This is a genomic window from Paenarthrobacter sp. TA1.8 (genome assembly GCF_048595705.1).
Classification (GTDB): Bacteria; Actinomycetota; Actinomycetes; order Actinomycetales; family Micrococcaceae; genus Arthrobacter; species Arthrobacter nitroguajacolicus.
The window spans coordinates 2864127-2890712 of sequence record NZ_CP184287.1 but is presented as its reverse complement, the minus strand read 5'-3'; the positions used below and the strand labels follow the sequence as shown (position 1 = coordinate 2890712).

Annotated in this window: 34 protein-coding genes; 32 read left to right on the top strand and 2 right to left on the bottom strand. The window is 66.2% G+C overall.

What is annotated here, in order from left to right:
- Window positions 1–158 precede the first annotated feature (158 nt).
- From ACNAOT_RS13385 to ACNAOT_RS13255, 27 genes are all read left to right on the top strand, one after another.
- Entirely contained in the window at window positions 159–524 is a 366-nt protein-coding gene (locus ACNAOT_RS13385; protein WP_142133558.1) for a hypothetical protein, read from the top strand.
- A 1118-nt stretch (window positions 525–1642) separates the two neighbouring features.
- The gene (locus tag ACNAOT_RS13380) at window positions 1643–3571 is read left to right on the top strand and encodes a DNA primase family protein (protein WP_420178299.1); all 1929 of its coding nucleotides are present in this window, start codon (window positions 1643–1645) and stop codon (window positions 3569–3571) included.
- A 7-nt stretch (window positions 3572–3578) separates the two neighbouring features.
- Window positions 3579–3815, top strand: coding sequence for a hypothetical protein (locus ACNAOT_RS13375; protein WP_056387559.1), 237 nt, complete (start codon window positions 3579–3581; stop codon window positions 3813–3815).
- Between the two features lie 298 nt (window positions 3816–4113).
- Window positions 4114–7338 carry a hypothetical protein gene (locus ACNAOT_RS13370; RefSeq protein WP_056387555.1) on the top strand — a complete coding sequence of 1075 codons (3225 nt, stop codon included), beginning with the start codon at window positions 4114–4116 and terminating at the stop codon, window positions 7336–7338.
- A 162-nt stretch (window positions 7339–7500) separates the two neighbouring features.
- Window positions 7501–7950: a hypothetical protein gene (locus tag ACNAOT_RS13365; protein ID WP_056387553.1), complete on the top strand. Its 450-nt coding sequence runs from the start codon at window positions 7501–7503 to the stop codon at window positions 7948–7950.
- Window positions 7951–7956: 6 nt separating this feature from the next.
- Window positions 7957–8286 carry a VRR-NUC domain-containing protein gene (locus tag ACNAOT_RS13360; protein WP_071416422.1) on the top strand — a complete coding sequence of 110 codons (330 nt, stop codon included), beginning with the start codon at window positions 7957–7959 and terminating at the stop codon, window positions 8284–8286.
- Entirely contained in the window at window positions 8283–8702 is a 420-nt protein-coding gene (locus tag ACNAOT_RS13355; protein ID WP_056387550.1) for a dATP/dGTP diphosphohydrolase domain-containing protein, read from the top strand. The genes ACNAOT_RS13360 and ACNAOT_RS13355 overlap by 4 nt, the downstream gene beginning before the upstream one ends.
- On the top strand, window positions 8699–9529 hold the full coding sequence (locus ACNAOT_RS13350) for a hypothetical protein (protein ID WP_056387548.1): 831 nt from the start codon (window positions 8699–8701) through the stop codon (window positions 9527–9529). Before ACNAOT_RS13355 ends, ACNAOT_RS13350 begins: the two co-directional genes overlap by 4 nt.
- 39 nt (window positions 9530–9568) lie before the next feature.
- On the top strand, window positions 9569–11437 hold the full coding sequence (locus ACNAOT_RS13345) for a DEAD/DEAH box helicase (RefSeq protein ID WP_056387546.1): 1869 nt from the start codon (window positions 9569–9571) through the stop codon (window positions 11435–11437).
- Between the two features lie 98 nt (window positions 11438–11535).
- Window positions 11536–12612 (top strand): hypothetical protein, encoded by a 1077-nt coding sequence (locus ACNAOT_RS13340; RefSeq protein WP_186447726.1) that lies wholly within the window; start codon window positions 11536–11538, stop codon window positions 12610–12612.
- 202 nt (window positions 12613–12814) lie between these two features.
- A complete protein-coding gene (locus ACNAOT_RS13335; RefSeq protein ID WP_156400143.1) occupies window positions 12815–12988 on the top strand; it encodes a hypothetical protein in 174 nt (57 codons plus the stop codon).
- Entirely contained in the window at window positions 12985–13284 is a 300-nt protein-coding gene (locus ACNAOT_RS13330; RefSeq protein WP_056387543.1) for a hypothetical protein, read from the top strand. The genes ACNAOT_RS13335 and ACNAOT_RS13330 overlap by 4 nt, the downstream gene beginning before the upstream one ends.
- A gap of 89 nt (window positions 13285–13373) precedes the next feature.
- Window positions 13374–13892 carry a hypothetical protein gene (locus ACNAOT_RS13325; protein ID WP_056387540.1) on the top strand — a complete coding sequence of 173 codons (519 nt, stop codon included), beginning with the start codon at window positions 13374–13376 and terminating at the stop codon, window positions 13890–13892.
- A gap of 104 nt (window positions 13893–13996) precedes the next feature.
- Window positions 13997–14314, top strand: coding sequence for a hypothetical protein (locus ACNAOT_RS13320; protein ID WP_056387538.1), 318 nt, complete (start codon window positions 13997–13999; stop codon window positions 14312–14314).
- Complete coding sequence (locus tag ACNAOT_RS13315; RefSeq protein WP_056387535.1) at window positions 14311–14511, top strand: hypothetical protein; 201 nt, start codon at window positions 14311–14313, stop codon at window positions 14509–14511. Before ACNAOT_RS13320 ends, ACNAOT_RS13315 begins: the two co-directional genes overlap by 4 nt.
- Window positions 14508–14777, top strand: coding sequence for a hypothetical protein (locus tag ACNAOT_RS13310; RefSeq protein WP_056387532.1), 270 nt, complete (start codon window positions 14508–14510; stop codon window positions 14775–14777). Before ACNAOT_RS13315 ends, ACNAOT_RS13310 begins: the two co-directional genes overlap by 4 nt.
- Window positions 14778–15060: 283 nt before the next feature.
- Window positions 15061–15453: a hypothetical protein gene (locus tag ACNAOT_RS13305; RefSeq protein ID WP_056387529.1), complete on the top strand. Its 393-nt coding sequence runs from the start codon at window positions 15061–15063 to the stop codon at window positions 15451–15453.
- Between the two features lie 58 nt (window positions 15454–15511).
- Window positions 15512–15853, top strand: coding sequence for a glutaredoxin family protein (locus tag ACNAOT_RS13300; protein WP_056387525.1), 342 nt, complete (start codon window positions 15512–15514; stop codon window positions 15851–15853).
- The gene (locus ACNAOT_RS13295) at window positions 15853–16338 is read left to right on the top strand and encodes a hypothetical protein (protein WP_056387522.1); all 486 of its coding nucleotides are present in this window, start codon (window positions 15853–15855) and stop codon (window positions 16336–16338) included. Before ACNAOT_RS13300 ends, ACNAOT_RS13295 begins: the two co-directional genes overlap by 1 nt.
- Window positions 16335–16679 (top strand): hypothetical protein, encoded by a 345-nt coding sequence (locus ACNAOT_RS13290; RefSeq protein ID WP_056387519.1) that lies wholly within the window; start codon window positions 16335–16337, stop codon window positions 16677–16679. The genes ACNAOT_RS13295 and ACNAOT_RS13290 overlap by 4 nt, the downstream gene beginning before the upstream one ends.
- 202 nt (window positions 16680–16881) lie before the next feature.
- Entirely contained in the window at window positions 16882–17292 is a 411-nt protein-coding gene (locus tag ACNAOT_RS13285; protein ID WP_420178298.1) for a WhiB family transcriptional regulator, read from the top strand.
- 29 nt (window positions 17293–17321) lie between these two features.
- Entirely contained in the window at window positions 17322–17636 is a 315-nt protein-coding gene (locus tag ACNAOT_RS13280) for a hypothetical protein (RefSeq protein ID WP_056387516.1), read from the top strand.
- Between the two features lie 29 nt (window positions 17637–17665).
- Window positions 17666–18118 (top strand): hypothetical protein, encoded by a 453-nt coding sequence (locus ACNAOT_RS13275; protein WP_056387513.1) that lies wholly within the window; start codon window positions 17666–17668, stop codon window positions 18116–18118.
- A 3-nt stretch (window positions 18119–18121) separates the two neighbouring features.
- Window positions 18122–19423: a replication-associated recombination protein A gene (locus ACNAOT_RS13270; protein ID WP_056387510.1), complete on the top strand. Its 1302-nt coding sequence runs from the start codon at window positions 18122–18124 to the stop codon at window positions 19421–19423.
- 108 nt (window positions 19424–19531) lie between these two features.
- Window positions 19532–19894 (top strand): hypothetical protein, encoded by a 363-nt coding sequence (locus ACNAOT_RS13265; protein WP_056387508.1) that lies wholly within the window; start codon window positions 19532–19534, stop codon window positions 19892–19894.
- A gap of 28 nt (window positions 19895–19922) precedes the next feature.
- Window positions 19923–20270: a hypothetical protein gene (locus tag ACNAOT_RS13260; protein WP_056387504.1), complete on the top strand. Its 348-nt coding sequence runs from the start codon at window positions 19923–19925 to the stop codon at window positions 20268–20270.
- Between the two features lie 160 nt (window positions 20271–20430).
- Window positions 20431–21120, top strand: coding sequence for a class I SAM-dependent methyltransferase (locus ACNAOT_RS13255; RefSeq protein WP_056387501.1), 690 nt, complete (start codon window positions 20431–20433; stop codon window positions 21118–21120).
- On the opposite strand, the gene ACNAOT_RS13250 is transcribed toward ACNAOT_RS13255, so the two are convergent.
- Together ACNAOT_RS13250 and ACNAOT_RS13245 are read right to left on the bottom strand one after the other, a co-directional pair.
- The gene (locus ACNAOT_RS13250) at window positions 21117–22202 is read right to left on the bottom strand and encodes a hypothetical protein (protein ID WP_056387497.1); all 1086 of its coding nucleotides are present in this window, start codon (window positions 22200–22202) and stop codon (window positions 21117–21119) included. The two genes, ACNAOT_RS13255 and ACNAOT_RS13250, sit on opposite strands and share 4 nt — an antisense overlap.
- A 2-nt stretch (window positions 22203–22204) precedes the next feature.
- Window positions 22205–22894: an SDR family NAD(P)-dependent oxidoreductase gene (locus ACNAOT_RS13245; protein WP_160147647.1), complete on the bottom strand. Its 690-nt coding sequence runs from the start codon at window positions 22892–22894 to the stop codon at window positions 22205–22207.
- A 125-nt stretch (window positions 22895–23019) separates the two neighbouring features.
- On the opposite strand from ACNAOT_RS13245, the gene ACNAOT_RS13240 reads away from it, so the two are divergent.
- The 5 genes from ACNAOT_RS13240 to ACNAOT_RS13220 all read left to right on the top strand — a co-directional run bounded on the left by ACNAOT_RS13240 (window position 23020) and on the right by ACNAOT_RS13220 (window position 26578).
- Window positions 23020–23577 carry a hypothetical protein gene (locus tag ACNAOT_RS13240; protein WP_056387490.1) on the top strand — a complete coding sequence of 186 codons (558 nt, stop codon included), beginning with the start codon at window positions 23020–23022 and terminating at the stop codon, window positions 23575–23577.
- The gene (locus ACNAOT_RS13235; protein ID WP_056387487.1) at window positions 23577–24698 is read left to right on the top strand and encodes a hypothetical protein; all 1122 of its coding nucleotides are present in this window, start codon (window positions 23577–23579) and stop codon (window positions 24696–24698) included. Before ACNAOT_RS13240 ends, ACNAOT_RS13235 begins: the two co-directional genes overlap by 1 nt.
- Window positions 24695–25333, top strand: coding sequence for a hypothetical protein (locus ACNAOT_RS13230; RefSeq protein ID WP_056387484.1), 639 nt, complete (start codon window positions 24695–24697; stop codon window positions 25331–25333). The genes ACNAOT_RS13235 and ACNAOT_RS13230 overlap by 4 nt, the downstream gene beginning before the upstream one ends.
- Before the next feature lie 167 nt (window positions 25334–25500).
- Window positions 25501–25881, top strand: a complete 381-nt coding sequence (locus ACNAOT_RS13225; RefSeq protein WP_420178297.1) for a hypothetical protein — start codon at window positions 25501–25503, stop codon at window positions 25879–25881.
- Between the two features lie 61 nt (window positions 25882–25942).
- The gene (locus ACNAOT_RS13220; RefSeq protein ID WP_420178296.1) at window positions 25943–26578 is read left to right on the top strand and encodes a hypothetical protein; all 636 of its coding nucleotides are present in this window, start codon (window positions 25943–25945) and stop codon (window positions 26576–26578) included.
- The last annotated feature ends 8 nt before the right edge of the window (window positions 26579–26586 follow it).

Genomic DNA, 26586 nt, shown 5'->3' with positions numbered 1-26586 from the left:
TGGGCCGACGGTCGCTCCGGAGGGCCTGCTCTTGGGTGACCGGGGTGATCCGGTCACCGGGGGATTGGCTGAAGGATTTTCGTCAGCCAGACCTGAGAGGAGGTGGATCCACCATGGCAGTCGTCAACAAGTGCGCGTATGACGCGCAAGGCCGGCTCGTGCGCCCCAGCGGCAGCGAAGTGCGCCGCGCGCGGTTCGCCAGCGACTTCGACACCGGTGAGAGGCCGACCTTCGATCGAGGGTCCATGCACTTCTTCACCATGAGCACCAGCGGCCGCACGGCGGAGCAGGCGCACGAACGCGCCCGCGAGATGCTTGCCCGCTTCTTCGAACGCGCCGAGTCCGTCGCTGGCTTCCGCAAGCTCGAGATGCGCCGGAGGCAGGGTGTGATGCCCTGCAACCGCAACGTCTCCATCACCTACGAGATCCTGTACGCCGTCGAGGACGGCCACCGGGTCCGTGCCCACATACCCGAGTCCCCCAATGCGGGATACCGGCGAGGCCGCAGCGCGGCCGCCTTCTAGGCGGCCGGCGCACCCAGGGCCTCGCACCAGCGTGAACGCGCAGAAAGGCCGGAGAGCTCCCTTCCCACGGGGATGCTTCTCCGGCCTTTCTGTTTTCACGTTCCTGTGACAACAACACCTGGTGACGGTTCCTGGCCCTAACACCGATGCCCACTATATCAGTGTCGATTCATCATGTGCAATGCAGTCGGCGTCCCATTCCGGCGACCATTCGAAGGTCTGTCTCGAATCACTCGGAATAACTCGGAAGCCCGGTCGACCAGGACGCGGGACCCATCGCGATCGCTCCCGTCAGGGCCGTCAGGGCCTGATGCTCCGCTGCACGGGAGGACGCAGCGCCGAGGTGTACCACGTGTCGTGGTACACCTCCCGATCCCAGTGCTGGCCTGCTCAAACGGCGGGTCAGGCGACCGCGGCCGAGGGAGTCTGTACCACGTGCCCGAGCGGACGTGGTACGCCGTATTGCCTTGGCAGATCAGCGTTTTCGGCGGGTGTACCACGAGTACCACCAGATTCCGAGCGTTTACATATGTGCGCGAAGGACGCCTCCGATCGGTCATCCAGCCAGTAAGAGCTCTTATCCCCATGCGCGTATATCTAGTCTTTATTTAGTGGTACAAGTGGTACAGGGGGTATATAAAGCCCGTCTGACCAGGGCAAACGCCTGTACCACGTGCAAATCTCCATGTGGTACACCCCGTTTGGAGAAGTCCTGAAATCCCCGACTGACCAGGGGAAACAGGTGTACCACGTCAAGTGGTACACCTTCCGATACCCATTGGGGGTATACCGGCTCGCTGCTGCAGCCGGATCCCAGCTCTGGAGGTTCCCGGCCGGCCGGTCGGAAGAACTCCCCGAACCCCGACCAGGGGTCGGGCGGCTCACGCCGCCCGCGGGGGAGTGCTCGAGCACGAGAAGCCAGCGGCTCCGTGGGGCATACGCCCCCGGAGCCGCTGTTTCTCATTCCAGACCGCACGCTCTCGTCGTGTCGCCGTGGCCTCCGGGTCTCGCGCGCGACCCCTCCGAGCCCCACCCGGGTACCACCCGGGACCTCTGTCGGACCATGAGTCGACTATCAGTCGACTCGTTGCGAAAGACCATTCGGATGGCATAGAGTCGTGAGCACGTTCCTATTCGATTACGAGACCAATCGGCTTCCCACTCACTGCCGGCAGGTACTCGACGCGATCGAGAAAGACAGCAGCATGACGACTCCTGACGACCCAACGCCCGTCTTCGACGAGGACTTCGACACCCCCTCGACCAACCCTGTCGCCGACGCCTTCACCGAGGTCATGACGTACTTCGCCGACGGCGGCGACATCGCCCCGCAAAACGAAATAGTCACGCGCGCGACCGAGGTCTACCTCCAGCTGATCGACCCGTCGGACCCGCCCGCACCGCGCCTGCTCGAGAAGCAGCTGCTCGCGATCGTGAACGGCGTCTCCAAGGCCGAGAACAGCAAGACCAAGGTGGCTGCCGAGAAGCTGCCCCTGGCCCGGCACCTGACCTACTGGCAAGTGGCGCAAATCCTGTTGAGCCTGCACCACGTGATCCGCATCGCCCCCAGCGCCAAGGACACTGACCGCGAGTACGACCTGCTGGCGATGTACCAGGCCACCGGTCCGGGCCGCGGCACGTACACCACCAGCGAGGACGACATCCGCACCACGGCACGCCGTTACAACACGCAGCTGACACTCAAGGAGTTCGCCGAGGTCCTGGCAGTACTCCGCGAGGACAGCCCGCGCCGGCACCAGTGCAGCCACAGAGACCTCATCGCCGTGAACAACGGCGTGTTCCACTACGGCCGCGAGGCCCGGGACATCCATGAGGGCGGCAAGGCCTTCCACTTCGAACCCAAGTCGCTCGTGCCCTTCGACCCGGCACTGGTGTTCCTGGCCAAGTGCCAAATCGACTACGTCGAAGACCCGGACAATCCGGTGATCGTCCACCCTGTCGACGGCTCGGTCTGGGACATCGAGTCCTGGATCCGCGAGCTCTCCGACGAGGAGGGTATCCCCGAGCTGCTCTGGGAGGTCATCGGCGCGATCATTCGGCCGCACGTCAGTTGGGGCAAGACTGCCTGGTTCTATTCAGAACAGGGCAACAACGGCAAGGGCACGCTGTGCTCGCTCATGCGCAACCTGTGCGGGCCACGCTCGCACACCTCGATCCCGCTGAGCGACTTCGGCAAGGACTTCGCGCTCGAGCCGCTCGTGCGCGCCAACGCGATCATCGTCGACGAGAACGACGTGGGCACCTTCATCGACAAAGCGGCCAACCTGAAGGCGATCGTCACCAACGACGTCATCCAGATCAACCGGAAGTACCGGATGCCGATCGCCTACCAGTTCTTCGGCTTCATGGTCCAGTGCCTCAACGAGTTCCCGCGCGTGAAGGACAAGTCCGAAAGCTTCTACCGCCGGCAGCTGTTCGTACCGTTCAACAAGAGCTTCACCGGCATGGAGCGCAAGTACATCAAGGACGACTACCTCCAGCGCCGCGAGGTCCTGGAGTACGCCCTCTGGTACGTGCTCAACCGCGCCGGCGCAGCCGACCCGGGCAACTACTACCAGCTCTCCGAGCCGGTGGCGACCAAGGTGGTCCTGGCCGAGTACAAGGAGGCCAACGACCCCGTGCGCGCCTTCTGGGAAGAGTTCCGCGAGCGGCTGGTGTGGGACCTGGTGCCTTTCACCTTCACCTATGACCTCTACAAGGCCTGGTTCGCAGACGTCTCGCCCTCGGGGTCGCCGGTGAGCAACAAGCAGTTCATCACGGACCTGGTTGCGATCGTGCGGCCTGACCCGCTGTGGCACTGCCCGGACAAGAACAAGAAGATCCGCCCCGGCCAGATGATGGCCACCCCCGAGACGACCATCGCCGAGTACGAGCTGAAGAAGTGGATGAACCCGCACTACAGCGGCTCGGACCCGAAAAAGAAGTCGCAGCCGGTCCTTCAGGCCAACTACCGCGGCCTGCTCCGGCACACAGGTCCCGCCGCCCAGGTGGACGCCGACGACGAGGACACCACAGGAGAGGACTGATCCGACCATGCCCACAATCGCCAGGGCCATCACCGAGCTCGCCCGGGCGGTGACCGACCTCGCCAAGCAACAAGGCAGGGCAAGCACCGCGCTGGCCGATGTCGCCCGCGAACAGCGGATCACCAACCTGATCGTCCGCTCGCAGATCAGTGCCGACCCGGAGGAGAAGCGGCGGCTCGTGGCTGAGGCCTCCAGCCGGATGGACGCCCCGCGCCGCCGCTCTCCACACAACCCGATCGACTGAAGACAAGAACGGAAAACAGGACATGACGCAGCCGCACCCGAACGAACCGAACTGGAAAGACGGATGTGCAGGAGAGGGAGTCTCGCCCGGAAAGGAATGCGCCGACTGCACCGGCCAGCGTGAGCACTTCGGCTACTCCCTGGTGGGAGGTCGATGGGCCCGCGGTGCCCGGCCGGTCCCCGCGCCCGTCACAAGGAAGAAGCGCCGCCTAAGGCCATCCGCGGCAGCGCCCGGCACCCCGACCAGATAACTGCATACCCCGGCCGTGACGGCCGGTGACGACCGAAAGGCCAGACCCATGACCACCCAGCGCACCCCCGTCACAGCTGAGACCGCGCTCTTCACGTTCTACGACATCGAATCGCTGTCGAACGTCTTCACGCTGTGCGCCTACACCCCGCGGCCGGGCCGCGCCGTCCACGACCTGGAGATCTTCTTCCTGGCCGACGACCCGGCGCTGGTCGCCTCCGTCGACCCCCAGGCCCTCTACGACACCGTGATCCGCTCCAACCCGGGGCTGCCCGCGGTCAGCGTCCAGCTTTGGAACCTCGGCAGCGAACGGGGCAGCCTCCGGCTCGCCGAACTGATGGGCCTCTCGAACGCCGACCAGGTGTGCAACCACTCCGACCCAGGCGGGTACCCCGCGGCGCTGCGTCCGGTCTGCGACACAGACCCCGAATACGACCCGGCACTGCATCCGTTCCTTGCTGGCTACAACTCAATGAACTATGACACGACCATGGTCGCGCTCTACCTCAACGAGGCGTTTCCGGCCCCGGGCAGCGGTCGGCCGTTTCAGCCGACCACGGCCCGTACTCTGCGCGACCACAACGACCAGCTCTTCTCGTCCCAGCACATCGAGTACATGCCTGGCTACCTCGGCTGGGACGGGGCGGCTGCGAAGATCCGCCGCGCCATGCTTCACTCGGGCCGGCACCTGGACGTGGCCCGGCTGAACGAACTGCAGTCCAAGGTCAGCCTCAAGCGCCTGCTCGGGATGCTCGGCCGCCAGATCAAGGAATCCGAGAAGCTCAGCCATGACACGAGCATCGAGGCGGTAGAGGATCTCTATGAGCTGCTGGCCTACAACGTCTCGGACTGCCTTGGTCTGGCCCAGCTGTTCCGGCACCCGGCGTACGCGAGCAACTTCGATCTCAAGGCCGCTCTGCTCACCCAGTTCACCGAAACGGTGTTCACCAAGAACGGTGCGGTGCGCAAGGACCGGCTGGCAGTCGACTCCTCATCGGCAAAGTTCGTGGGCCGCATCCTCGCACCCTACGCCTCACTGGATGACATCGAGGCGGTGTCCTTCGTATATCCGCACCCCGAGGTCGCTAAAGAACGCGGGATCGAGCCGGTCAACGTGCTCGACGAGTGCGTGCGCTTCTTCGAGGAGAACGTCGCGCCCGACCCGGCCACCCACTCCGAAGTGACTGCAGCCCAGCGCGAGGCCCACCGGCAATTCCTGCAAGTCGTGGCGTACTACCGCTCGATCGAGGGGCAGAACTTCAACGACTCCGAGGAGTACCGCGACAAGTTCAGCCTTCCGGCCCGGTCTCTGCGCGATGTGCCCAAGACCCCGAACAACGTGCCGTATTTCCGGGCGGACGCCTCGCCGTCGTCCTGCTTCGCCACGTTCTCCACCGGCGGCATCCATGGGGCCGAAGCCGACCTGTCGGTGTTCAACGCCGAGAAGGTCGAGCACAACGATCAGACCATGATGCTCATCCGGGCAGCGCAGGCCTTCCCGGACGCAAAGGACTTCGTAGCAGAGGCCAAGCGTCAGCACGCCATGCTCCGCCTGCCCGACGGCACCTTCGTCGACAAGCGGCTGGTCCTGCTGGGTTCGGACCCGGAGAAGGTCAAGTACCGCAAGCCGAAGAAGGACGACCCTGACCAGGCCGGGCAGCTCGCCCGCGCCCAGGCCCAGGTGCCTGACCCGGCGGACCTGTTGACCACCCAGCGGCCCGAGGCGGAGGCGCTGAACGTCGTCCTGCCCGACGGCGGTGTCCTGGAAGGCAAGGTGGTACTCGCCAACAGCACGGCCACCAATGCCGCCTACCGCGATGAGCCGGCCAAGAAGAAGCCAGAGCTGTTCATCGCCAAGGAAGACGGCTCCGACAAGCTGCACCCGAAGTTCGCACGCACCTCGGCTGGCCTGGTGATCCACGAGGACTTCACCAGCTACTACCCGAACCTGCTGCGCAACATGCGGGCGTTCTGGAACCCCGAGCTGGGTGAGGACCGCTACGCGAAGATCTTCTTCGACAAGGAGCGCTACGGCCAGGAGATCAAGGGGCTGAAGAAGCAGCTGGCCCAGCTTCCGGGCGACAGCCCTGAAGCTGCGCGGCTGAAGGCTCAGATCGCCGGGCTCGGCGTGCTGCGCAACGGCACGAAGCTGATCCTCAACTCGGCCTCGGGCGCAGGCGACGCAAGTCACCGCACGCCGATCCGGATGAACAACCGCATCATCTCGATGCGCATCCTTGGCCAGCTGTTCAGCTGGCGGATCGGACAGGCCCAGACCCTGGCCGGGGCGCGGATCATCTCCACCAACACCGACGGCCTCTACTCGGTCGTCGGCGGCGAGAACGGATTCGACGAAGCGACCAACAACCGGGTGCTCGCCGAGCAGCAGGAGGCCATCGGCGTCGACATCGAGCCTGAGCTGATGTTCCTCATCAGCAAGGACTCGAACAACCGCCTGGAGCTGGAGGCCCCGGAGCCGGGGCGGTCCGTGGCAGACAGTCCGATCATCGCCGCCGGTGGCGGCACGCTGGCCTGCCACGCGGGCCCGACTCCGACGAAGTCGCTGGCCCACCCGGCCGTGATCGACTTCGCCCTGGCCCGCTACCTGCAGACGGTGGCGAGCAGGGGAGAGTCGGCGATCGCGGAGCCCTTCGACCTGATGCTGGGCCGGAAGGTGATCGAGGAGGCGGTCCTGGAGGACGACCCGATCCGGTCGCTCCTGCTGTTCCAGAACGTCATCGCGGCCTCCCGCGGCTCGATCACCTACCCCTTCTCGGCTGCACCCATCGACCCCGCCGTGGGTGTGAAGTACAGCGAGCAGGGTCACGTGACCAACGTCCGCGACCCGCAGGTGCTGCAGATGGTCAACCGGGTGTTCATCGTCCGCGAGGGCACTGAGAACGCCCGGAGCCTGCTCAACGCCGGTGCCTGGAAGGTCACCGCGGCCAGCCAGGCCAAGCGCCGCGAGGAGGACATCGGCCGGACCAAGCGCGACCCGGTCGCGCTGGAGGTGCTGCGCCATCACGGCTGGGCCCGCTCCCGCGCCGAGGCCAGCATGTCGGACGGGCTCGCCGTGCTCCCGGACGACCAGGACGTCGTGGTGCGGCGCATTAACGCCATCGACCCAACCTGGTCGATGGTCGTCGTCAACGACGACCTGCACCAGCTGCCGGCCGACCGGATCGAGCGGCTCATCGCCTCGCTGGACCTGGACACCTACGTCCGGATGCTCGAGGAGACGTTCACCAAGAACTGGATGAACGAGGCCGCCTGAGCCGATCGACCACAGCCCGCACAAGGGGGCCGCGGACGCCGCGGCCCCTTGTTCAACTCTGTGCACCATTGCGAATGGTTCCGTACAGATCATTCACTTCGAGTCATAATTGAGTACGAAAGGCAATTCAGGCTCGACACGACACGACCACGAGAGGCCATCATGTCCCAGTCAACACTCCCTGTCCGCTCCACTGACCCGGAGACCTCCTACGCCGCCGCCGTGAAGGCCGCGCTCGGCGCATCCCGCGTCCGTCCCATCGTGCTCGACATCGTCCGCGAGAAGGGCCCGCTCACCCACGACGAGCTCATCGCCGCTTACCACGACCGCGTCGTCACCAGCCTCGGCGAGGTGCCGCGCTCCTCGGACTCCGTCATCCGCACCCGGCTCAAGGAGCTCGCCCACCAGGGCCTGGTGACCGTCGCCGACATCGACGGCTTCTCCAACTACGGCAATGCGGCCAAGCGCTGGGTCGTAGTCGACCCTGACGACCCGAGCTTCGTCTACGACCCGGACGCCATCGCTGCCTACATCGACGACGAGGACATCGTCGGCTTCGGGCACTTCCTTGACGGCGACGCCTCCGACGCTGCCGGGACCGACGAGGACTGAGGCCCCATGCCGAGGAAGAAGAACCAGCGGGAGAAGGCCGTCGAGCAGTACCTGCTCACGCAGTGCCGCCGGCACGGTCTGTTCTGCCTGAAGTTCGTGTCCCCGGCCCGCGGGGGCGTCCCCGACCGAATCGTCCTCACGCCCACCGGCACGGTCTTCGTCGAGGTCAAGCGACCCGGCGGAGACCTCGAGAAGCGCCAGCGCGTCATGCACGCCAAGATGCGCCGTTTCGGTGCCGAGATCCACGTCGTGGATGACGAGCAGGCCGTCGACGCCTTCATCACCCACGTGCTCGGTTACCGCCGGATCGAGAGCCAGCAGAAAGCAGCATCATGACCGCAACAGCCACGGCCGCGGGCCCGGAGACAGCCGCCCGCGACTACGAAACGAAAGACTCGGGATCACGCAGGGTCACCGCCTCCGGCATGCAGCGCGAGGTGAAGACAGGCCAGCCCCGCTTCGACCTGCTCGTACCGCTTCAGGTGCCCTACCAGGACCAGCTGCTCACAAGGACGGCCGCGCTCGTGGAGCGTGGAGCGCGCAAGTACGACTCGCGCGACTGGGAGCAGGCCAGCACTGCCGCAGAGATGGAGGAGTTCCGCGCCAGCGCCTTCCGCCACTTCATGCAGTGGATGTGCGGCGAAGACGATGAGGACCACGCGGCTGCCGTGGTGTTCAACCTCCTGGCCGCGGAAAGCACCCGGACGGTGATCGCCCGCGGTGACGCCGGAACCCCGGAGGCCGCCCGATGAGCGGCCGCGTCACCAAGGGCAACGGCCAGGCCACCTCGGCCTTCCGCCAGCTCACCCGGGCCGACCTGGGCACCTTCGATCGCGAGGCCACGGAGCTCGTGCTCGAAGCGATGCGGGCCGGCTGCGTTGGGCGTGTCTCGTCCCGGGGCCACGCCATCCTGCGCAACAATGCCGGCGGATCCGTCTCGGTGCCGCGCAACATGACCTCACCCAACCGCACGGCGCAGAACGCCCGTGCCGACATGAAACGGCTGCTCGGCGGGCACCGGGCCGATCATGCAGTATCCGCCGCAGACCGCAGGCCACGCGGGAAACGGCAGATGACCGTCGCGGTGGCCTTCGTGGAGCACCCAGCCGCCTTCTCCCGCTGGTTCGACGCCCAGCCCGAGGGCCTGCCTGCGGACCAGCTCATCGAGGTCTCGTTCGACGGGGCCGGGGAGCCGGCCTTCCAGGCCGTGCCCGTCGACGCGCCCGCACAGCCCGATGCACCGGAACAAGACCAGCCGGAGCCCGCGACGGCCCGGCCCACCCGCCGCCGGGGACACCTGATGATCGCGCCCGAGCCCGGGCAGGAAGCAGAGGACGACATGACCGCCGAGGCCAAGGAAGATTTGCCGTTTGCGACGCCCATACCCGATGCGGCCGTCGGGGATGCCTCTGCCGAAGCGGTGCTTGAGCGCGTACGCACCGCGCTGGGTGAGGACCCGCGTGTCACCGCCCTGCAGCGCAGGATCGTCGGGCTGGAGGCAGAGCTCGCCGCCCAGACACGCCGGGCCGATGACGCCGAGGTCCGCCTGGGCCTTATACGCGAGGCATTCCATGCCTGATCCCGACTGCCGACAACCCACGAGAGGAGGCCGCACACCATGACCACGACCATCGCACCACCGCAGCCGTCACCCGCGCCCATCGTGCTCAAGCCCTACCAGCAGCAGATCCACGACTTCCTCGTCAGCCGCCCCTTCGCCGGAGCCTGGCTTGGTGTCGGAGCCGGGAAGACGCTTTCGACCCTCAGCGTCCTGCAGACAGTCCGGCCGATGGGCCACATCCTCGTCGTCGCACCGATCGCGATCGCTCGCTCGACCTGGCTCGACGAGATCGACAAATGGGGATTCCCGATCCGAACCAAGTCGCTCATCGTCAACGAGAACGACCGGAAGCTGCCCAAGGAGAAGCGACTGGAACGCTTTCGGGAAGTCTTCTCCGACCCGCCGACGATGTACTTCGTCAACCAGGAGTTGCTGACCCAGCCCTCCCAGGGTGCGCGTCTGCTCCAGCTGACCGGCGACCCTACCGGCGATGCCATCGCCGCCGGGATCTCACCGGAGGCCGTGCGGCTGCGCGGGCTCATCGAGACGATCGGACCAATGGCCCAGGAGCAGCTGATCGGACACTTCCTGCAGCTGGCTGCCGGGCAGTCCGGAACCAAAGCCCCCACCAAGACCGCGGTCAAGGAGGCGATCAGCGAGCTCGTCACCCGCGGCGCGCTGGAGCGCGAGAGCCACGACTGTCGCAGCTGCGGCGGCGACGGCTGCGCGCAGTGCCGCTACGGCCTGGTCGACCAGATGCCGATCCAGTCCATCAACGGACAGGACACCCTCATCTGGCCGTTTCAGACGGTGATCATCGACGAGTCGCAGGGCTTCAAGTCCCACAGCAGCGCCCGGTTCAAGGCCTTGAAGGCGGTCCGCCCGGCCATCACGCGGCTCATCGAGCTGACCGGCACGCCGAGCCCGAACGGGCTGCACGACTTGTGGAGCCAGATCTACCTGCTCGACCAGGGCGAGGCCCTGGGCCGGACCATCACGGAGTTCCGCAACCGGTGGTTCATCCCGAAGATGGTGCCTGGCACCACCACCCCGGCGAAGTGGATCCCGACCCCGAACGCCGAGGCCGAGATCCATGAGGCCATCAGGCACCTGGTGATGAGCGCGCAGAACACCAACCTCAACCTGCCGGGCCTGACGATCCAGGACGCCAACGTCACCCTCCCGCCGGACCTCATGCAGGCCTACAAGGAGTTCAGGCGCGACCTCGTGCTCGACGTCGTGAAGACCTACCAGGACGAGGACGGAAAGCTCACCCAGAGCGTTGAGTCGATCGTCGCCGAGAACCAGGCGGTCCTCACCAGCAAACTGATGCAGTTCGCCTCGGGGACGCTCTACACGGCCGACCCGGAGGACCCGGCGACCAAGGGCCAGTACGAGGTTATCCACGACAAGAAGCTCGAAATGGCCGAGTACCTGGTGCGCAACAGCGGGGGAGACCCCGTGCTGGTCGCGTACCACTTCCGCTCTGACCTGGAGCAGCTGATGGCGCGCTTCAAGAAGGCGGGCATCGACGCGCAGGTCTTTGACGGCTCGCGGGAGATGGTCCGCCGGTGGAACGCCAAGCAGATCCAGGTGATGCTGCTGCACCCCGCGGCGGCCGGCCACGGCCTGAACCTGCAGGACGGCGGCTCGACGATGATCTGGTACACGCTGCCGTTCTCGCTCGAGCACTACCTGCAGACCAACGGCCGTCTCTACCGCACGGGGCAGACCAAGCCCGTGGTGATCCACCGGATTATCACCAAGGGCACTCAGGACGAGCGGATGCCCGGAGTCCTGGCAGAGAAGCAGCAGGTCCAGGACGACCTCATCTCGGCTGTGTCCGGCGAGGAGGCGATCCTCGTCGCCCTCGAGGAGGAGATCCAGGACGACCTCAACGACCTGTGGGTCTCCGAACGGGTCTGACCAACCCATTCCGACGCCGCGGAGCGCCAGCCACACGCCGGCGCTCCGCGGCGCACCACCCCGACCCCAGTGCCACCCGGCCCGAGGAGGACTGATCCATGAATGACCCGAAGCACCAGGCCTGGCCCGACGGAGCGCGCGTGCGCTTCACCGCCGAGGCCAGGGAAGCCATGCAGGCGCGGCCCGGAACGAAGCCGCTGCGCGCACCGGCCCTCGGGCCGAACACGGACTACACGATCGACAACACCGACGACGGCCTGCACGACGTCGTGCTGCGCGAGACCGGGGAACGCTACGGCGTGCTCTGGCTCCAGAGCGCAGAGCACGAACCCGTCGACCCCGACGTCGCGCTGCTCGAGGAGCTCTTCGACCGCGAGCTGCCGGCCAGCTTCGACCCCGCCCGGGGGACAAGGAGCGTCACTCGCCATCACGGAGCAGGGATGGCCACAGCCGGAGCCCGGCCCGCCACGACCGTAGTTCCGCGCGGCAACTGGATGCAGACCTACACGGGTCGCCGGTTCTACCCGCTGGACCCGCGGCCCGAGGACGTGGACATCGCCGACATCGCACACGCGCTGTCCATGCAGTGCCGCTACAACGGCCACGTCCGCCGGTTCATGTCCGTCGCCGAGCACTGCGTACTCCTCTCGCGACTCGTCGCCCCGGAGCATGCGCTCTGGGCGTTGCTGCACGACGCGACAGAGGCATACGTGGGCGACATGGTCCGCCCGCTGAAGCTTCACATGCCGGAGTACCGGGCCGTCGAGGACGGCGTCATGGTCGCCATCGCCCAGAAGTTCAGCATCGACCCCGCCATGCCCGCCGAGGTGAAGCACGCCGACTCGCGGATCCTGCTCGACGAGCGCGCGGCGCTGCTGGGCGAGCCGGCGGGGGACTGGGAGGTTCCAGGTCAGCCCTTCGGGATCGAGATCCAGGCCTGGAGCCCGGATGCTGCCGAGCTCGAGTACCGCCTGCGCTTCGCCGAGCTGACTGGAGACCCGGCCGGTCTGCCCGTCGGGCTGTGCGGAGACCGGGAGGACCACCTGCCCCACACCCACCGCAGCGCCTCGCTTGGCGGGCTCTGGTGCTCCGCTGACCAGGACTCCCGCCTCCCCTGGGCCGCCGAACGTCGGCAGACCCAACCCGGAAACGCAGGAGAACAGCCCTATGGCTGAGACCAGGATGACCGGGACGGGACGCATCGCAGCTGGTTCATGACCGACCGGTGACCGGCACCCTGCGGGTGCTGGTCACCGGAGGGCACAGCGTCGGGGTCGGCAGGGCCGACCCGGGTGCCGGGGCAGTGATGCCGGGGGTCGGGTCCCGGCCCGGTCCCCCCTCATTGCCACGACACCACAACGAGAAGGAGCGAGTCCCATGGCTGAGCAGCCCATCTACCGGCTCCCGCCTGCGGGCTGGTCGGACTTCGGCGCACACATAGACCAGCCGGAGGTCCGCCTCGAGTTCTCGGCCGAGACCGGCGAGGACGGGATGCCGCTCTGGGAGCGGCCCATCGACATCCGTCACGACGACCAGGAGGTCTCGCCATGAAGGCGTACAGCACGCAGACCGAACGCACCTACGATTCCTGGGAGGACCTGGTGGCCGAGGAGGCCAACGGCTACGGCGTCGTGGTGATGATGCAGGCCAAGAGCCTGAAGTCCGCCAGCCCCCAGACCTACTCGCGCCTGATTGGGCCGTTCGACGACCAGAAGAAGGCCCGGAACAAGGCCGCAGCCGTTCGCCGCGCCTGGAAACGCGCCAAGGACCGCGACCCCCGTATCCAGCTGCTGGGCGTCTCGGTCGAGCCCATCTGGCCCGACCTGCGCTTCGGCACCAGGAACTGAGACCTAATTCCACAACCAGCGCCACGGGCGCGCTGTCGGGGCCGACGCTCCGCAGACCATCAACGACACGACCGACGAGGACATCCGCCATGACCATGACGACCACCGCCCGCCCCGCACCTCCACGCCTGCAGGACCCGCTCGACGCCGTGATGCGCAGCTGCCTGCGCGATGACGCAGTCTGGGCCGAGGTCACCACCACGCCGGCCGGCCTCAACCAAACCGAGCACTGGCTGAAGACCACCGCCTCAAGCATCGACCAGCAGCTCTCATTCCGCCAGGACGACGCCGAGATCTGGCGGCTGTCCCCGCTGGATCACAGCACACAGCTGATCGAGTTCCTCGAGTGGCGCAAGGGCGCGCTCTACCTCAAGAGCCTCTGCGAGAAGCGCCTCATCGACATCAAGCGCCTGCGGACCGCCGACGAGGAGCGCGCCGAGGAGATGAAGGTCCTGCTGGTCCGCCTGGCGCAAGCCGTCGTCGCCCACGAGGGCGAGCTGATCGGAGACGAGGACCTGTACGGAGCCCTCGACCGGATCTCGCTTCCCGGCGCGGACGCGCCGACCCTGCGGGAGTACCTCCAGTTCCGCGACGGCTCGAAGGACTGACCCAGACCACACGACCGCAGCCTCGCCGCGGCCGGGTCCCTGTGGGACGGCGTCGCGACGGGGCTCCTCGATCCCGGGCCAAGCGGCCCGGCGGAAAGAACCGCATGACGCCCCAGACCACCACGACCACCGCAGAAGAGCTCGTCCCTGAGATCGAGCAGACCCTGCTCGATTCGCGGGCGGACCGTGCCCTGCACGAACGCCGTGGGGTGCACGAGCACTCCGAGCAGACGGAGCTGAGCGACCACGAGCGCACCGTGATGCTCGACGTCACCCTGGCGCTGCTCATCCGGCATCGGCTGCCCATCGATGCCGACCGCGCCGCGAAGGCGGTGGCCGCCGCGCAGACCGCCGATGCCCGCACGTGGGCGGCTGGCTGCGCCCGCCACATCGCCCGCGTGGCGGAGGAGAAGAACCCATGAGCCGAAAGCGCAGGCAGCACTACTCCACCGAGGGCTTCCGGCCGTCGGCGAATCCCGAACAGGCGCACTGGATGCGGGAACTCCGCAAGTCCAGTGCGACGCAGCGGCACACCCCCAAGCCCCGCAAGGGCACCCGCCGCGAGCGGGAGCGACAGGCGATCCGCGACCAGCAGCGACACCGAGGAGACCACCCATGACCGACAACAACCGAGGGCCCGCAACCGGAATCGCGCTCGACGCAGAGTCACTGCGCGCCGAGCTGCGGGAGGCCCCGGAGGCCCACGGCCTCGATCCGGAGCAGGCGGCGGAGATCGCAGCGCTCCCGGACGGACAGATCAACAGCTGGATACACGAGCTCGCCGCGCGCGACGACGCCTTCTGGGCGCTTTACGACGGGCTCCGCCGGCGCACCATCGCCCATCTCGCCGAGATGCACAGCACAGCCAAGGACGTGAAGCCGTGAACGCGCCCCTGCCCGACTGGTGGGTCGACGCGACGCCGGACGGCAAGCGCGCCAAGCACCCCGGCAAGCACGAGGTCTACGTCTACGGCCAGCAGCGCGCAGACGGCATGGCGTGCATCGGGTGCAGCTGGCAGCACAGCACGGTCATGTCGACACCAGCAGCCATCGCCCGGCACGACGCCGACCAACACCTCGAGCACGACCACGGGCTCTGGGTGCCCATCGATCGCGGCCCCCTCGCGGCGGGTGCCCGTGCGGGAAGCCCGGGCTGTACGCCGACTCAGTGCTGCGGACCAAGGTCCGCGCAGTCCTCCAGCAGGCGCAGCCGTGGAGCCCGACACCGGACCAGCTGGCGGACCTGCTCGTCGGCGCGCTCGTGCCCGACCACGGCATCCTCGTGGCCTTTACAGCCGAGCAGCAGACCGAGTCCGACTGGGAGCTGGGCTACAGCGCCTCGTACACCGACCTCGCTGCCCCCGAAGTGCTCGGCCACCGCCTGAGCGAGCGGGAGCTCGCCGAGCTGTACTTCCAGATCGAGGCCATGGGTGGACTCGGCGAGTCCGAGGCCTACCGCGACCTGGACAAGGCCGTCGAGCGCCTCGGCGAGGAACCCGCCCGGCAGCTGCGCGAGCGTGTGGCCCAGCCCGGGCTGTTCGACCTGGAGCCCGACGTCTGAGAGCCAGGGCCTCCACACCACAACGACCCCAGCAGGGGAGAGAAGGAAACCAAGTCCCATGACCCCCACCACGATCGGCGACCTGCCCCGGACCGCCCACACCGCGCCGAAAATCACCATCTACGGGCCGGCGGAGTGCCCCAACTGCGACAAGGCCAAGAGCCTGTTCGATCGGCAGCAGCCCGCGATGCAGTACACCAAAATCGACATCGAGCAGGGCGATGAAAACCACCGCCACATCACCGAAGACCTCGGATACGCCCAGGCACCCGTGATCGTCGTCAAGCTGGCCTCCGGCCGCACTGTCCACTGGGGCGGGCACCGCCAGGACATGCTCACCGCCCTCGTCCGGCTGTGCACCAAGGGCATCGTCCCGGAGGACCGGAAGGCGGCGTCCTGATGGCAGCGGCGCAGCAGCGCCTCGGCCTCAGCATCACCGCCCGGCAGGCCGACATCCTGCTCGACACGCTCGTCGACAAATCCGTCGAGACGGACCACTACCTGCTGTCCTATCCCAAGGACGAGCCCGACAAGACCGACACCTGCTGCGACGCGCACCTGGCCCGGTTCGAGCAGCGCGCACTCCAGCGCAAGGCGCTGCTCGAACGGAAATCAGAGGTACAGCACCTCATCGCGCTCATCGAGGCGATCCGGCCGGCGTTCGAGGCCTCCGGGTCCTCCCCGGTAAGCACCACGGCCGTGGACCTGTCCGGCGTGACGCTCGTCTACCGGGACACGGCAGGCAAGACGCACGAGCAGCCGCTGGCCGACATCGGATCCGCCGGGACCCTCATCGACCCCGACAGCGGAGACGACCTCGAGCTCATCGCCGCGCTGGTCGCAGCAGACCCCACCCGAACCAAAACCCAGGGAGCAACCCCATGAGCCTGCACATCGACAGCCTTGCCGACCTCATCCGCGGAGCTGTGTCCGGCGGCGACACCACCCGGGAAGACTTCGAGCGTGCGCTCGACCAGGTCTTCCCCCGGGATCAGCTCGACCCGTTTGAGGGCACCGGCAGCGAGGAGTACCTCGTCGGATGGACGATCGACCAGGATGCTGCATCGCCCGCTGAGGCCGCCAGCAAGGTCTGGCGGGAGGTCTTCCAGCGCGGACCATGGCAGCCCAGTGCTGACGAGGGCTGCGTCTTCACGATCTCTCGTGGGGGCCAGCGTGTCGAGATTGACCTCAGCGACGAACACTTCGCGCACCTTTTCAGTGACTAAAAGGAACAGCGGGAGCAGCGCGCGGCGCAGCCGCCCCGGAGTACAGGACGGAAGCCTCGCGCACAGAGCCCCGGAGGAATGGGATCCTCCGGGGCTCTGTGCCCGCACACCCCGAGAACGAAGTACCGACACACGCACGACAACTTCTAGGAGGAGCCACGGTGCACGCACAGCAGAACACCCGCCTCCCGGCCGCACCGTCATGAGCGGCGAGGACCCCGACGAGAAGTGGCGCAGGGATGCCCTGTGCGCAGAAACAGACCCCGACGCGTTTTTCCCGGAGAAGGGCGGCAACACCACCGACGCCAAGAAGGTCTGTGCCCAGTGCGGGGTGCGCGCACAGTGCCTGGATTACGCGTTGAGCGCCGACGAGCGCTTCGGCATCTGGGGCGGACTCAGCACCGCCGAACGCGACCGCCTTATCAAGACTTCACCGGTGGCACACCGTAGCGCCGCCCAGGCGCAAAAGCAGGAACGCGACACCCTCATCGTCGCGATGGCCGGCAGAGGGATCGACCCCCGGACCATCGCCGACATGGCCGAGGTCACCGACCGCACCGTCTACCGGGTGCTCGCCCGGCACAAGGAGCGGGAGGTCGCCGTCTCCGCCTGAGCGCAGCACCGTCAATTGAAAGGACCGCCATGCCACTGTTCCCGCGCCGCTTCAGGCAGCAGAACATGCTGCCCGGGGACGCCTATCCCCCTGAACGGACTACAGGCGCGCCCATGCCGGCCAGGAAACGCGCCGCCATTGACCGCAAGCTCCGCCGGATGGTGAAACAGCATCGGCTCCCGGCCGAGCCGGGAGAGTACCTCGACACAACGGGCGACCGCTGGACGCTCGACGCCCAAGGCGGCTGGACCGACGCCGGCGGCGTACACCGCGACGCCCGGTACGCGCCGATCATCGCCTTGTTCGTCCACAACTCCGGCCCGTTCACGCGCATCGAGAGCTGATGGCCACCCCCGCCGCAAAAGGAGCAATCATGCACCCCCGCATCGAAGACAGCCACCTCGACCCCGGACTCCTGCCGACCGTCAATCCACAGCAGCGCACCGACACCCAGCTCGTCGAGCCGGTGCTCCGGGCCATCCACGCCGCCGTCGCGGACTGCAGCGTGACCGCCGCCCAGGTCTTCGCCGGCCGGATCCACACGCGCAAGAACGAGGAGTGCACGACAGCGTTCGGCCGGCCGCCCAGCGTCGGTCACGCATCTGACGGTGACGACTTCTACTTGCAGATCGGCGTCCGGGTGCCCTCGTACGCAGCCGCACCGGTGCTCAAAGCGATCCACGCCGTCGAGGCCATGTCGGACGCGCAGGCGCTGCGCGAGGCGCGTGCCCGGCTCGCCGAGGCCAGGGCGCGCACCGCCGCGGCACAGAGCGAAGAAGCCCGGGTCGAGGCCGAGATCGCCCGCCTCGAACCAAACAAGGAGTAGACCATGAGTGCCATCCAACCCCTGGCCGCCCGCATGCGGCCCACCTCCCTCGACCAGATCGTGGGCCAGGAGCACCTGGTCTTTCCCGGCTCGCCGCTCGAGCTGCTCGCCCAGGGCGAGGGTGCGACCTCGGTCCTGCTCTGGGGTCCGCCCGGCGTCGGCAAGACCACCATCGCCTCGGTGATCGCCCGCCAGACCAGCCGCCGCTTCGTCGAGCTCTCTGCGACCAGCGCCGGCGTAGCCGATGTCCGCAAAACGCTCGCCGGAGCCCAGAAGGCCCTCGACGACGACCTCCAGACGTTCGTGTTCATTGACGAGATCCACCGCTTCTCCAAGGCGCAGCAGGACGTCCTCCTGCCCGCCGTGGAGGCCGGGGTCATCTCGCTCATCGGCGCGACCACCGAGAACCCGAGCTTCTCGGTCAACTCGGCACTGGTCTCGCGCTCAATCCTGCTGGTCCTACGCCCTGTGGAGGACGGCGAGGTCGTGAACCTGCTCTCGCGTGCCCTAGAGGAGGACCCGGTCCTCTCAGCCACCGGGATCGGGTTCGCCGACCCCGCGCTGCAGATCATTGCAGGGCTGTCCAGCGGCGACGTCCGCCAGGCGCTGAACCGGCTGGAGACCGCTGTCGCAACTGCGCAGGCCGCAGGCAAGAGCGTCGTCGACCGCGAGGTGCTGGAGCAGGTCACCGGCGCTGCGCTGCAGCGTTACGACCGCGATGGCGACCAGCACTACGACGTCGTCAGCGCATTCATCAAGAGCATGAGAGGCAGCGACCCGGATGCGGCCCTGCACTGGCTGGCCCGGATGATCGAGGCGGGGGAGGACCCGAGGTTCATCGCACGGCGCTTGGTGGTGCACGCCTCCGAGGACGTCGGCATGGCCGACCCCTCGGTGCTGGGCATCGCAGTGGCCGCCGCCCAGGCCGTCCAGCTGATCGGTATGCCCGAGGCGCGGCTCAACCTCGCTCAGGCAACGGTCGCAATCGCCACGGCCCCCAAGTCGCCGGCCGTCATCCGCGGCATCGACCAAGCGCTGGAAGACGTCCGGCGCGGCCGGACCGGGAGCGTGCCAGTGCACCTGCGCGACGCGCACTACCCGGGCGCGAAGGGCCTCGGGCACGGAGAAGGCTACTTCTACCCTCACGACTTCGAACACGGAGTTGTCTTGCAGCAATACCTACCCGATGCCGTCCGCGGCACACAGTATTACCGTCCTACCGGCAATGGCTTCGAACAAACCATCGCCAGACGGTTGGCTGCGATCGATCAGATGACCGTGGAGGACAGGAACCCCCTCGACTAGATCGCGGACCAGAGGTAGAACCGTGGCCGCATCATCCTGGATCGTCGCTGCATGGAAAATCACCAGCAAAGTCGTCGGCTTCCACAAGACCTACGAGAGGGGATGAGCATGATCAACGACAACACTGAACGCGCGAGGCAGACCCCGGAGTCCGACAAGCCCAGGACTGTGGACGACCGACTCTCAGCAGATCTTGGTATCGACGTCGCCGCCGTCGAAGCGCAGGCACGGTTGCATCTCGACCTGCTGCGCATGCAGCGCCGCGAGCCCGGCGAACTAGGCTACGTGCTCATCGACCGGGAGTTCCATCCCCGCACAGCTGTCGTCTTCGCATCTCCCACAGAAGCCCGCAGCGCGCTGGAAGGCCACCCTTTGATCGATGCCCTCTGTGAGGAGGACAGCGTCGATGCACGGGTCCCGGATCCGGCCGTGCTCTCCGACCTCGCCTCCCGCGAAGTCATTTTGCCCTGATCGCACGGAATCGCGAAGGAATGGAAACATGACCAACACCGGTATCTTCACCCAATCAGCAACTTCAGTCCTGCAGGACGTCGAAGAGTTCTACTTCGGTGGCGCGCTTCCCTGGTACCACGGGAGCAAGCTGACAGAGGACGGCTTGCACGTGAGCATCACACTTGACGATCCAGAGTCTGATGACGAGTCCAAGACCAAGGACTACGAGCTGTCGGCCGCCCAAATCAAGGAAGCCTTTCGAAAGGCCAAGCAGAAGGGGTACCACCTCTGCTGCTCTGCCGCCATCGAGTCCGAACAGCTCGGATTCGGCTGCGTCCAAGACCTTGACATCATCCTTCAGACCGCTTGCTACGGCGAGCTGGTCTTCGGCTGACGCCGCACCGGCTCGACTTCACCAGTGGAACTACTTCCACTAGGATGCAATCTCAGAGCTACCCAGTGGACACGGACCCCAGCACAGCCGTCCTTGCTCCTTCGTGAAACCACCCTGCTCACCCTCACTTCGCCGACCTCGACCGATAGGCTCCGATCACATGAACGACCAGGAAGTGCGCCGCGGCGCAGGTATCTACAGCAAGCCGGTGCTGGGCTTCTACGACCTGCTCGTCGTGAAGTTCTCCAATTCGCTGGCCTGGCGATGCCCCAGCCAGCTCATGCTAGACCAGTACAACCGTTGCATCGGCACCCGCCATCTCGATGTCGGTCCCGGCACTGGTTGGTACCTCGCCAATGCCGACCTCCCCGAATCTGCTGAGATCACACTCATGGACCTCAACGAAAACAGCGTGGAGCACGCAGCGTCCAGACTCGCCCACACCCACGTAAGCACCAGAGGTGTGACCGCGAACGTCCTCGAACCGATCCCCGAGGCTCTCGGCCAATTCGATTCCATCGCGGCGAACTACGTCTTCCACTGCGTTCCCGGCTCCTGGGCGGACAAGGGCGTAGCTTTCAAACACCTAGGGGAGCGGCTCGCTGCTGACGGTGTGCTGTTCGGCAGTACCATCCTGGGCAGTGGCGTGAGCCACAACCTCATCGGCCGCGGCTTCATGGCCCTGTACAACCGCCTGGGCATCTTTCACAACCGCGAAGACGACGCCGCAGGACTTGAGGCTGCACTGCGGCGAAGCTTCGACCAAGTGAAGGTCGACGTCATCGGTACCGTGGCGGTGTTCAGTGCACGAAACCCGTTGCGAAACGGCGGGGCAGGTGGACTCGACTAAAAGTCGAGCCTGATGACTGCATCCCGCCCTTCAGCCCCAGACCTGACTCCGGTGGCGGTGATGCGCACATTCTGCACGGAACCGTCGACCCGGCGAAGCGCCAGACCCATCGATTGAGAACGAGCGGTATCCCTCGCCGCAGCCGCGATGAACCTGTGCAACTCACCTGAAGCGTCAATGGCAAATTCACCAAGGCCGCCGACATACCCGAAGTCTTCCCGACGCCACGATGGCGACGTCATAAGAACATCCAGCGTTGCAGAGTCGACGACGGCCATCGGTTCCTTGGCCAGGGCCATGACTCCGCGAAGCACGTCGTCCACGCGCCCCGCATTGGCGTCTTGCTCGAAGGCCATATCGTGAAAAGTCTCCGGGGCCTCGTAACTGAAGCCCTGCAGATAGATCTTGTCGTGATCGGGCTCGATCGGCGGAATCACGCCGACCAGGCGCATGTGCCGACGGTCCTGTGAAGCCGTGCCGTAACCTGTGACGATGTTGTAGGTCAGGCACCGGACCTTGCCCGTTACGCCCATCAGCCCGTCCTGGATGCCGTCGCGGATGAGGCTGTTCACGCGCATCCGGTCGGACTGGTCGATGAGCTCGCTCGCCCATTCCCCGGCTTCCCAATAGCCACTGCGCTGCTGGGCGACGCTTGTGTCGACGTCATAGATACGAAACAGGTTCCGGTCCCAGTACGTGCGCCGGCGCAGTGTTGGTTGACCGTCGGCGTCACGCTCGATCTCCCATTCCCAGCCACCGACCAGCGGTAGTTCCGGAAGCGGATCAGCCGCTTTGGCCACGCCGGCGAGGACACCGATCACCGTGGAGGTACGTGGAGAGAAGACGGGCCGTACCTCAACTGCCCACTGCTCGTCCGCATGGGGGACTGTCTCGGAAATTACATTGCCACTGCGCATCACCTGGGCGATGCGGTTCTCATCAAGTAGAAGACGCCTGGGAATTGCACGCGTGGGCTTCCGAGCGGAGACCGGACCACAGGGCTTATCGTCCACCAGAACCAGCTGCTTGCCGTCGCTTCCGCAGAAAAGGCCCCAGGAACCTACATCCAGCTGGACCTGCATGATCAAATACCGCCTGAGACCTGCACAGTGGCCCCCGACATGTAGGTATTCTCCGCGGTGTGAATGATCGCCGAAGCGACTTCATCTGCCGTCCCGAACCGACCCAGCGGGATTCCTTCCAGCATTGCCATCCGTGCCTCCTCAGCAACATCAGCCATCATGTCCGTATCAGTTGCGCCGGGAGCAACAACGTTCACCCGGATGTTCCGGGCTGCGTACTCCCTGGCCATCGATCGTGCAAACGCTTCCAATGCCCCCTTGGAGGCAGTGTAATTGCACTGGCCGACAACGCCGTACTTCACGGACATGGATGAAACCAGCACGATCGATCCGCCGCGCTGCCGCAGCATCGGCCCCAGGGCCGCCTTGCAGGCCAGCATCGGCCCGATCGCATTGACCTGCATGACCTCGCTCAGGTCCTCCTCGCTCATCCGCATGAGCAGCTTGTCGCGGGTGATCCCTGCTGCGACGACGAGCACATCCAGACCACCCAGGTCGGCGGCAGCCGCCTTGACGCCAGCTGCGATCGAATTACCGTCACGCACATCCATCTCGAGGGGGAGCACCCCCTCGGGCACGGTCCCCCCGGTACGATGCGTACCCGCCGTCCGGTAGCCGGCGGAGAGCAGGGCTCGAGCCGTGGCCGCCCCGATCCCACGGGTTGCACCGATCACCAGGGCAGTTCTCCCCATGTCGCTCATTTTTTTCTTACCCTCCCAGGTTGTAAAGTTGTGACACGGAACTTTACTGGACTTGTACCCCTTCGTTGACAAACGACAGGCGGTGTCCGCTCTTCTCGCTATTTAGAGGAACGCTGATGCCTGCCTTCATTCCATCCGCTGCGACCGCCGATACGCCTCGGAACGGCCAGCCCCGTCACCCCCTGTTCGCCCGACTGATGCGCAAAGGCGCTGCCAAGATCGGTCCCACCAGCTGCACCCCGAAGCCCGCTCAGCTCGACCTCTTCGACTGGCCGAACGAGTTGAGCCTCGAAGCACTCGGGAAAGCCATCGCCTCAGCTTGCGGACTCGAGATCGTGATACGGCCCATCCCGGATGAGATGCGCCATCATGAGGTCAGCGGCCTCACTACTGTGATCGGACGAGTGGCCCACGTCTTCTACGACCCTGAGCTCCCGCCCCTCAACATTGAGCAGACAATCCTCCACGAGTTCGCCCATATCCTGCACGGCGACGTCCGGGCCGACACCGACTGCACCCATCTGCGCAGCATGTTCGACGATCCGGTGGAGAAGCGCGCCGAGACCACCGGCATGCGGCTGATGGATGCTCTGCACCGGAAGCGGCGGGCATCGGAAGAACGCAGCGAGGTCCTCGCCTTCCTGTCCGGATCAAACGAGGACGGTGAGATCTGATGACTGAGATCATCATTGTCGGTATCACCATGGGCCTGATCATCATCGTCTCTGCCCTGTATCAAGGACGCCGACGCCGGGTTAACCTTCTCAGGGTCACCTGTGCCGCCCTCTTCGTGGCCACGGTCTGCCGTGGCGTGGAGCCGCCCTTAGACGGACCTGCCGTCGACCTCCTCAAGCGCCTTGCCATCCTGACCGCCCAGGTATCCGTGGCGCTGCTCATCCTCACGTTCCGCGCGACTCCGCTTTCACGACGTGCAACCCGGTTCATCTACCTCTTCGCCGGGATCATCGCCCTGGGCGAGGCCGTGCTGGTGTGGTTCATCCCCGTCCATGCCGACGGCACCATCTACGACCGGGTCGACATCGACGCCGCCCTTGCCCGCGGCCAGGCCTGGGCACTGATCTCCTACAACTTCCTGTACCTCTCTGCATTCGCCGCGGCAACTGCCGTAGTTGCCGTCGGCTGTTGGCGGACCATGACGCAGAAGAACCAACCCTTCTCCGCCCGCCTTCCGGTTGCATTCGTCTTTACGGGGGCCATCGGATCTGCCCTGTTCATCGGCTCATCACTCCTGGACCTCTTTGGCAGTCCGGTCGTCGGCGGAACTGAACTGAGGACACAACTCCTCGTCACCGTTGTCAGCTTCTTCTTCCTGGGACTCGCAACAGGGGTCATCCGCCGCATCAGCATAGAAACGCAGGTGAGGCTCGCGCTCCGCCTCGCGCACGAGGTCGTCGTACCTCTGTGGCGAACGACCACCACTCTTCACCCCGACGTAAAGCTTCCGCCCGAAGACAGGCAGGGGTTCGATCAGCTGATGACGCTCTCAAGGCTCACCATCGAAACCCACGACGCGCTCAGACTCATCCGCGAGGACCACGACCCCGCACTGGAACCCCTGCACAGGCAGCACCCCGAGGATCCGCACCTGTCGGCGGGGCTGGTGCGCCATCTCAGCGGCGAGAACGCCGTTCCCAGCCTCGGGTGGTTCACACTCGCCCTGAGCCGGCTCCGCACGCTCAAGCTGAAAGACGACGAAACCCTGGCCGCCTCTGTGCAGAGCCTCTACGAAATCCGTGTTGCGATGAGTGCCATGAATGGGGCGGACGGGCGATGACCGGGAACGGGACGAATATCCGCATCCCCGCGGCCGGCGATCCTGCGACCCGGGCCGCCCGGATCCTCAGTGACGTGTTCGCGCCCGCTGTGTCCGTGTTCCTCATCTGCGTCCTCTGCGGCGTCACAGGCCACCCGCATACATGGGTTGGTCTCGGATGGGGCATCCTGATCGGCTCTTTCTGCGCAGTGATCCCGACAGCAACCATCCATGTCGCCGTGCGGCGCGAGCAGCTCACCGATCGACACGTCACCCGGCGCGATCAGCGCTGGTGGGTCTTCCTGGTTTGCGTGGCGTCTGTGCTTGGAGGCATGGCAACGGCGGTGCTGCTGGACGCACCGCGCCCGCTGCTGTGGATCCTGCCGACGATGGTCGCCGGGCTCGTCCTTGCCGGGGGAGTGACCCTCCTGGGACCAAAAGTCTCCATGCACGCGTTCTGCTTCACCTCCCTCGTCGTCCTCGCGGCGATGCGGCTCTCGCCCTGGTGGCTGCTTGCCCTCCCAACCCTGCTGCCCGTGGTCGCCTTCGCCCGGCTGAAGCTAAAGCACCACACACGCCTCGAGCTCGCACTCGGATCCGGCCTGGCGGCCGCCGTGATGCTCGGAGCCAGTGCGTACATGCCCACCGCCGGCTAGGACTGCCCGCCGCTCCGGCGCAGCGGGAAATGTGCCGATGCCACCGCATTGGAAGATCTTCCACTAGTATGAAGGTGTCGTCGCGTGCACCGTTCGCCTCGATGACTTCATGTCTGAAATCACGAGGAGGATCCAGCTCCGTGACCATCGCCCAGCGACTAGAACGCTTGTTCGCGGAGACGGCGGGACCACACGGTCGCCCCGTCACCCTGCAGGAAATCGTCCAGAGAATGGAGCAGCGCGGCATCTCCTCGATGTCGCTCAGCTACCTGCAGCAACTGCGCAAGGGGGAGGCCCACAATCCCCGCCTGCAGCACCTCCGAGCCCTGGCCGACGCCTTCGACGTCCCCCTGTCCTACTTCCTGGAGGAGAACGAGCCAGACAGCGCCACCGAGCAGGAGCTGACCCCGCAGGAGCGCACCATCGCCCTGCGTGTGCACGGGCTCAGCGACGGCGCACTGGCCAGCATCCGGGCCATTGTGGAGCTGGCGCGCAAGAGCGAACAGCTCGACGACCCGCCCAAGAGCCCTGATTCCGCTCAAGACTGATCCCGCCGCGGGGTCCCACCACCCTGCGGACGTCTTCCTCGTGCCGGCGTTTGGTATTTGAGTGGAATCTTTTCCACTCCTGTGGCAGGATGGGAACCACAGCCCGGCGATTCCGTACATCGTGATGTCCCGCCGGACTAAGGTGATCACGCCCGTGAAGGAGCATCAGATGGTCGATATGCAGCCCCCCTCCGACGAGTTCCGCGGATTCGACGAGGCCCGGTCGATCATGTGGTGCTACGAAGCCCGCTCACGCATCTATGCCCGTCTGAGCGAGACGGACTTTCTCGCCAACGACGCCGTGGCCGCCGTGCATGTCGAGAACACCTCCCGCGCCGACCGCGTCTTTCTCACCGCCTTCGACCGCTCCGGCGGGCTGCTGTTCGGCGACACGCTTTACATCGACGACCCGACACGGCGGCTCGACGTCACACCCGAGTTCGACCACGACTTCACCGATATGACCGTCGCCGCTGGCTCCGAACTTGAGGAAGCCGTCGAACGCGAGAACGGCTGGGTGGTCAACCTGGATGCCCTGCGCGACTACGACCCGTTGGAGGACCGCCGGACCACGCAGCGCGCGGTGCTCCTGGCGCACCTCGGAGACATGATGGCCAGCGGCCAGGCCCGGGGTTTCCTGTTTGACAAGCACGACGCTGCCGAGGATCCCGGTGAGGCCGACACAGACGCCGCCTGAGCGCGGCG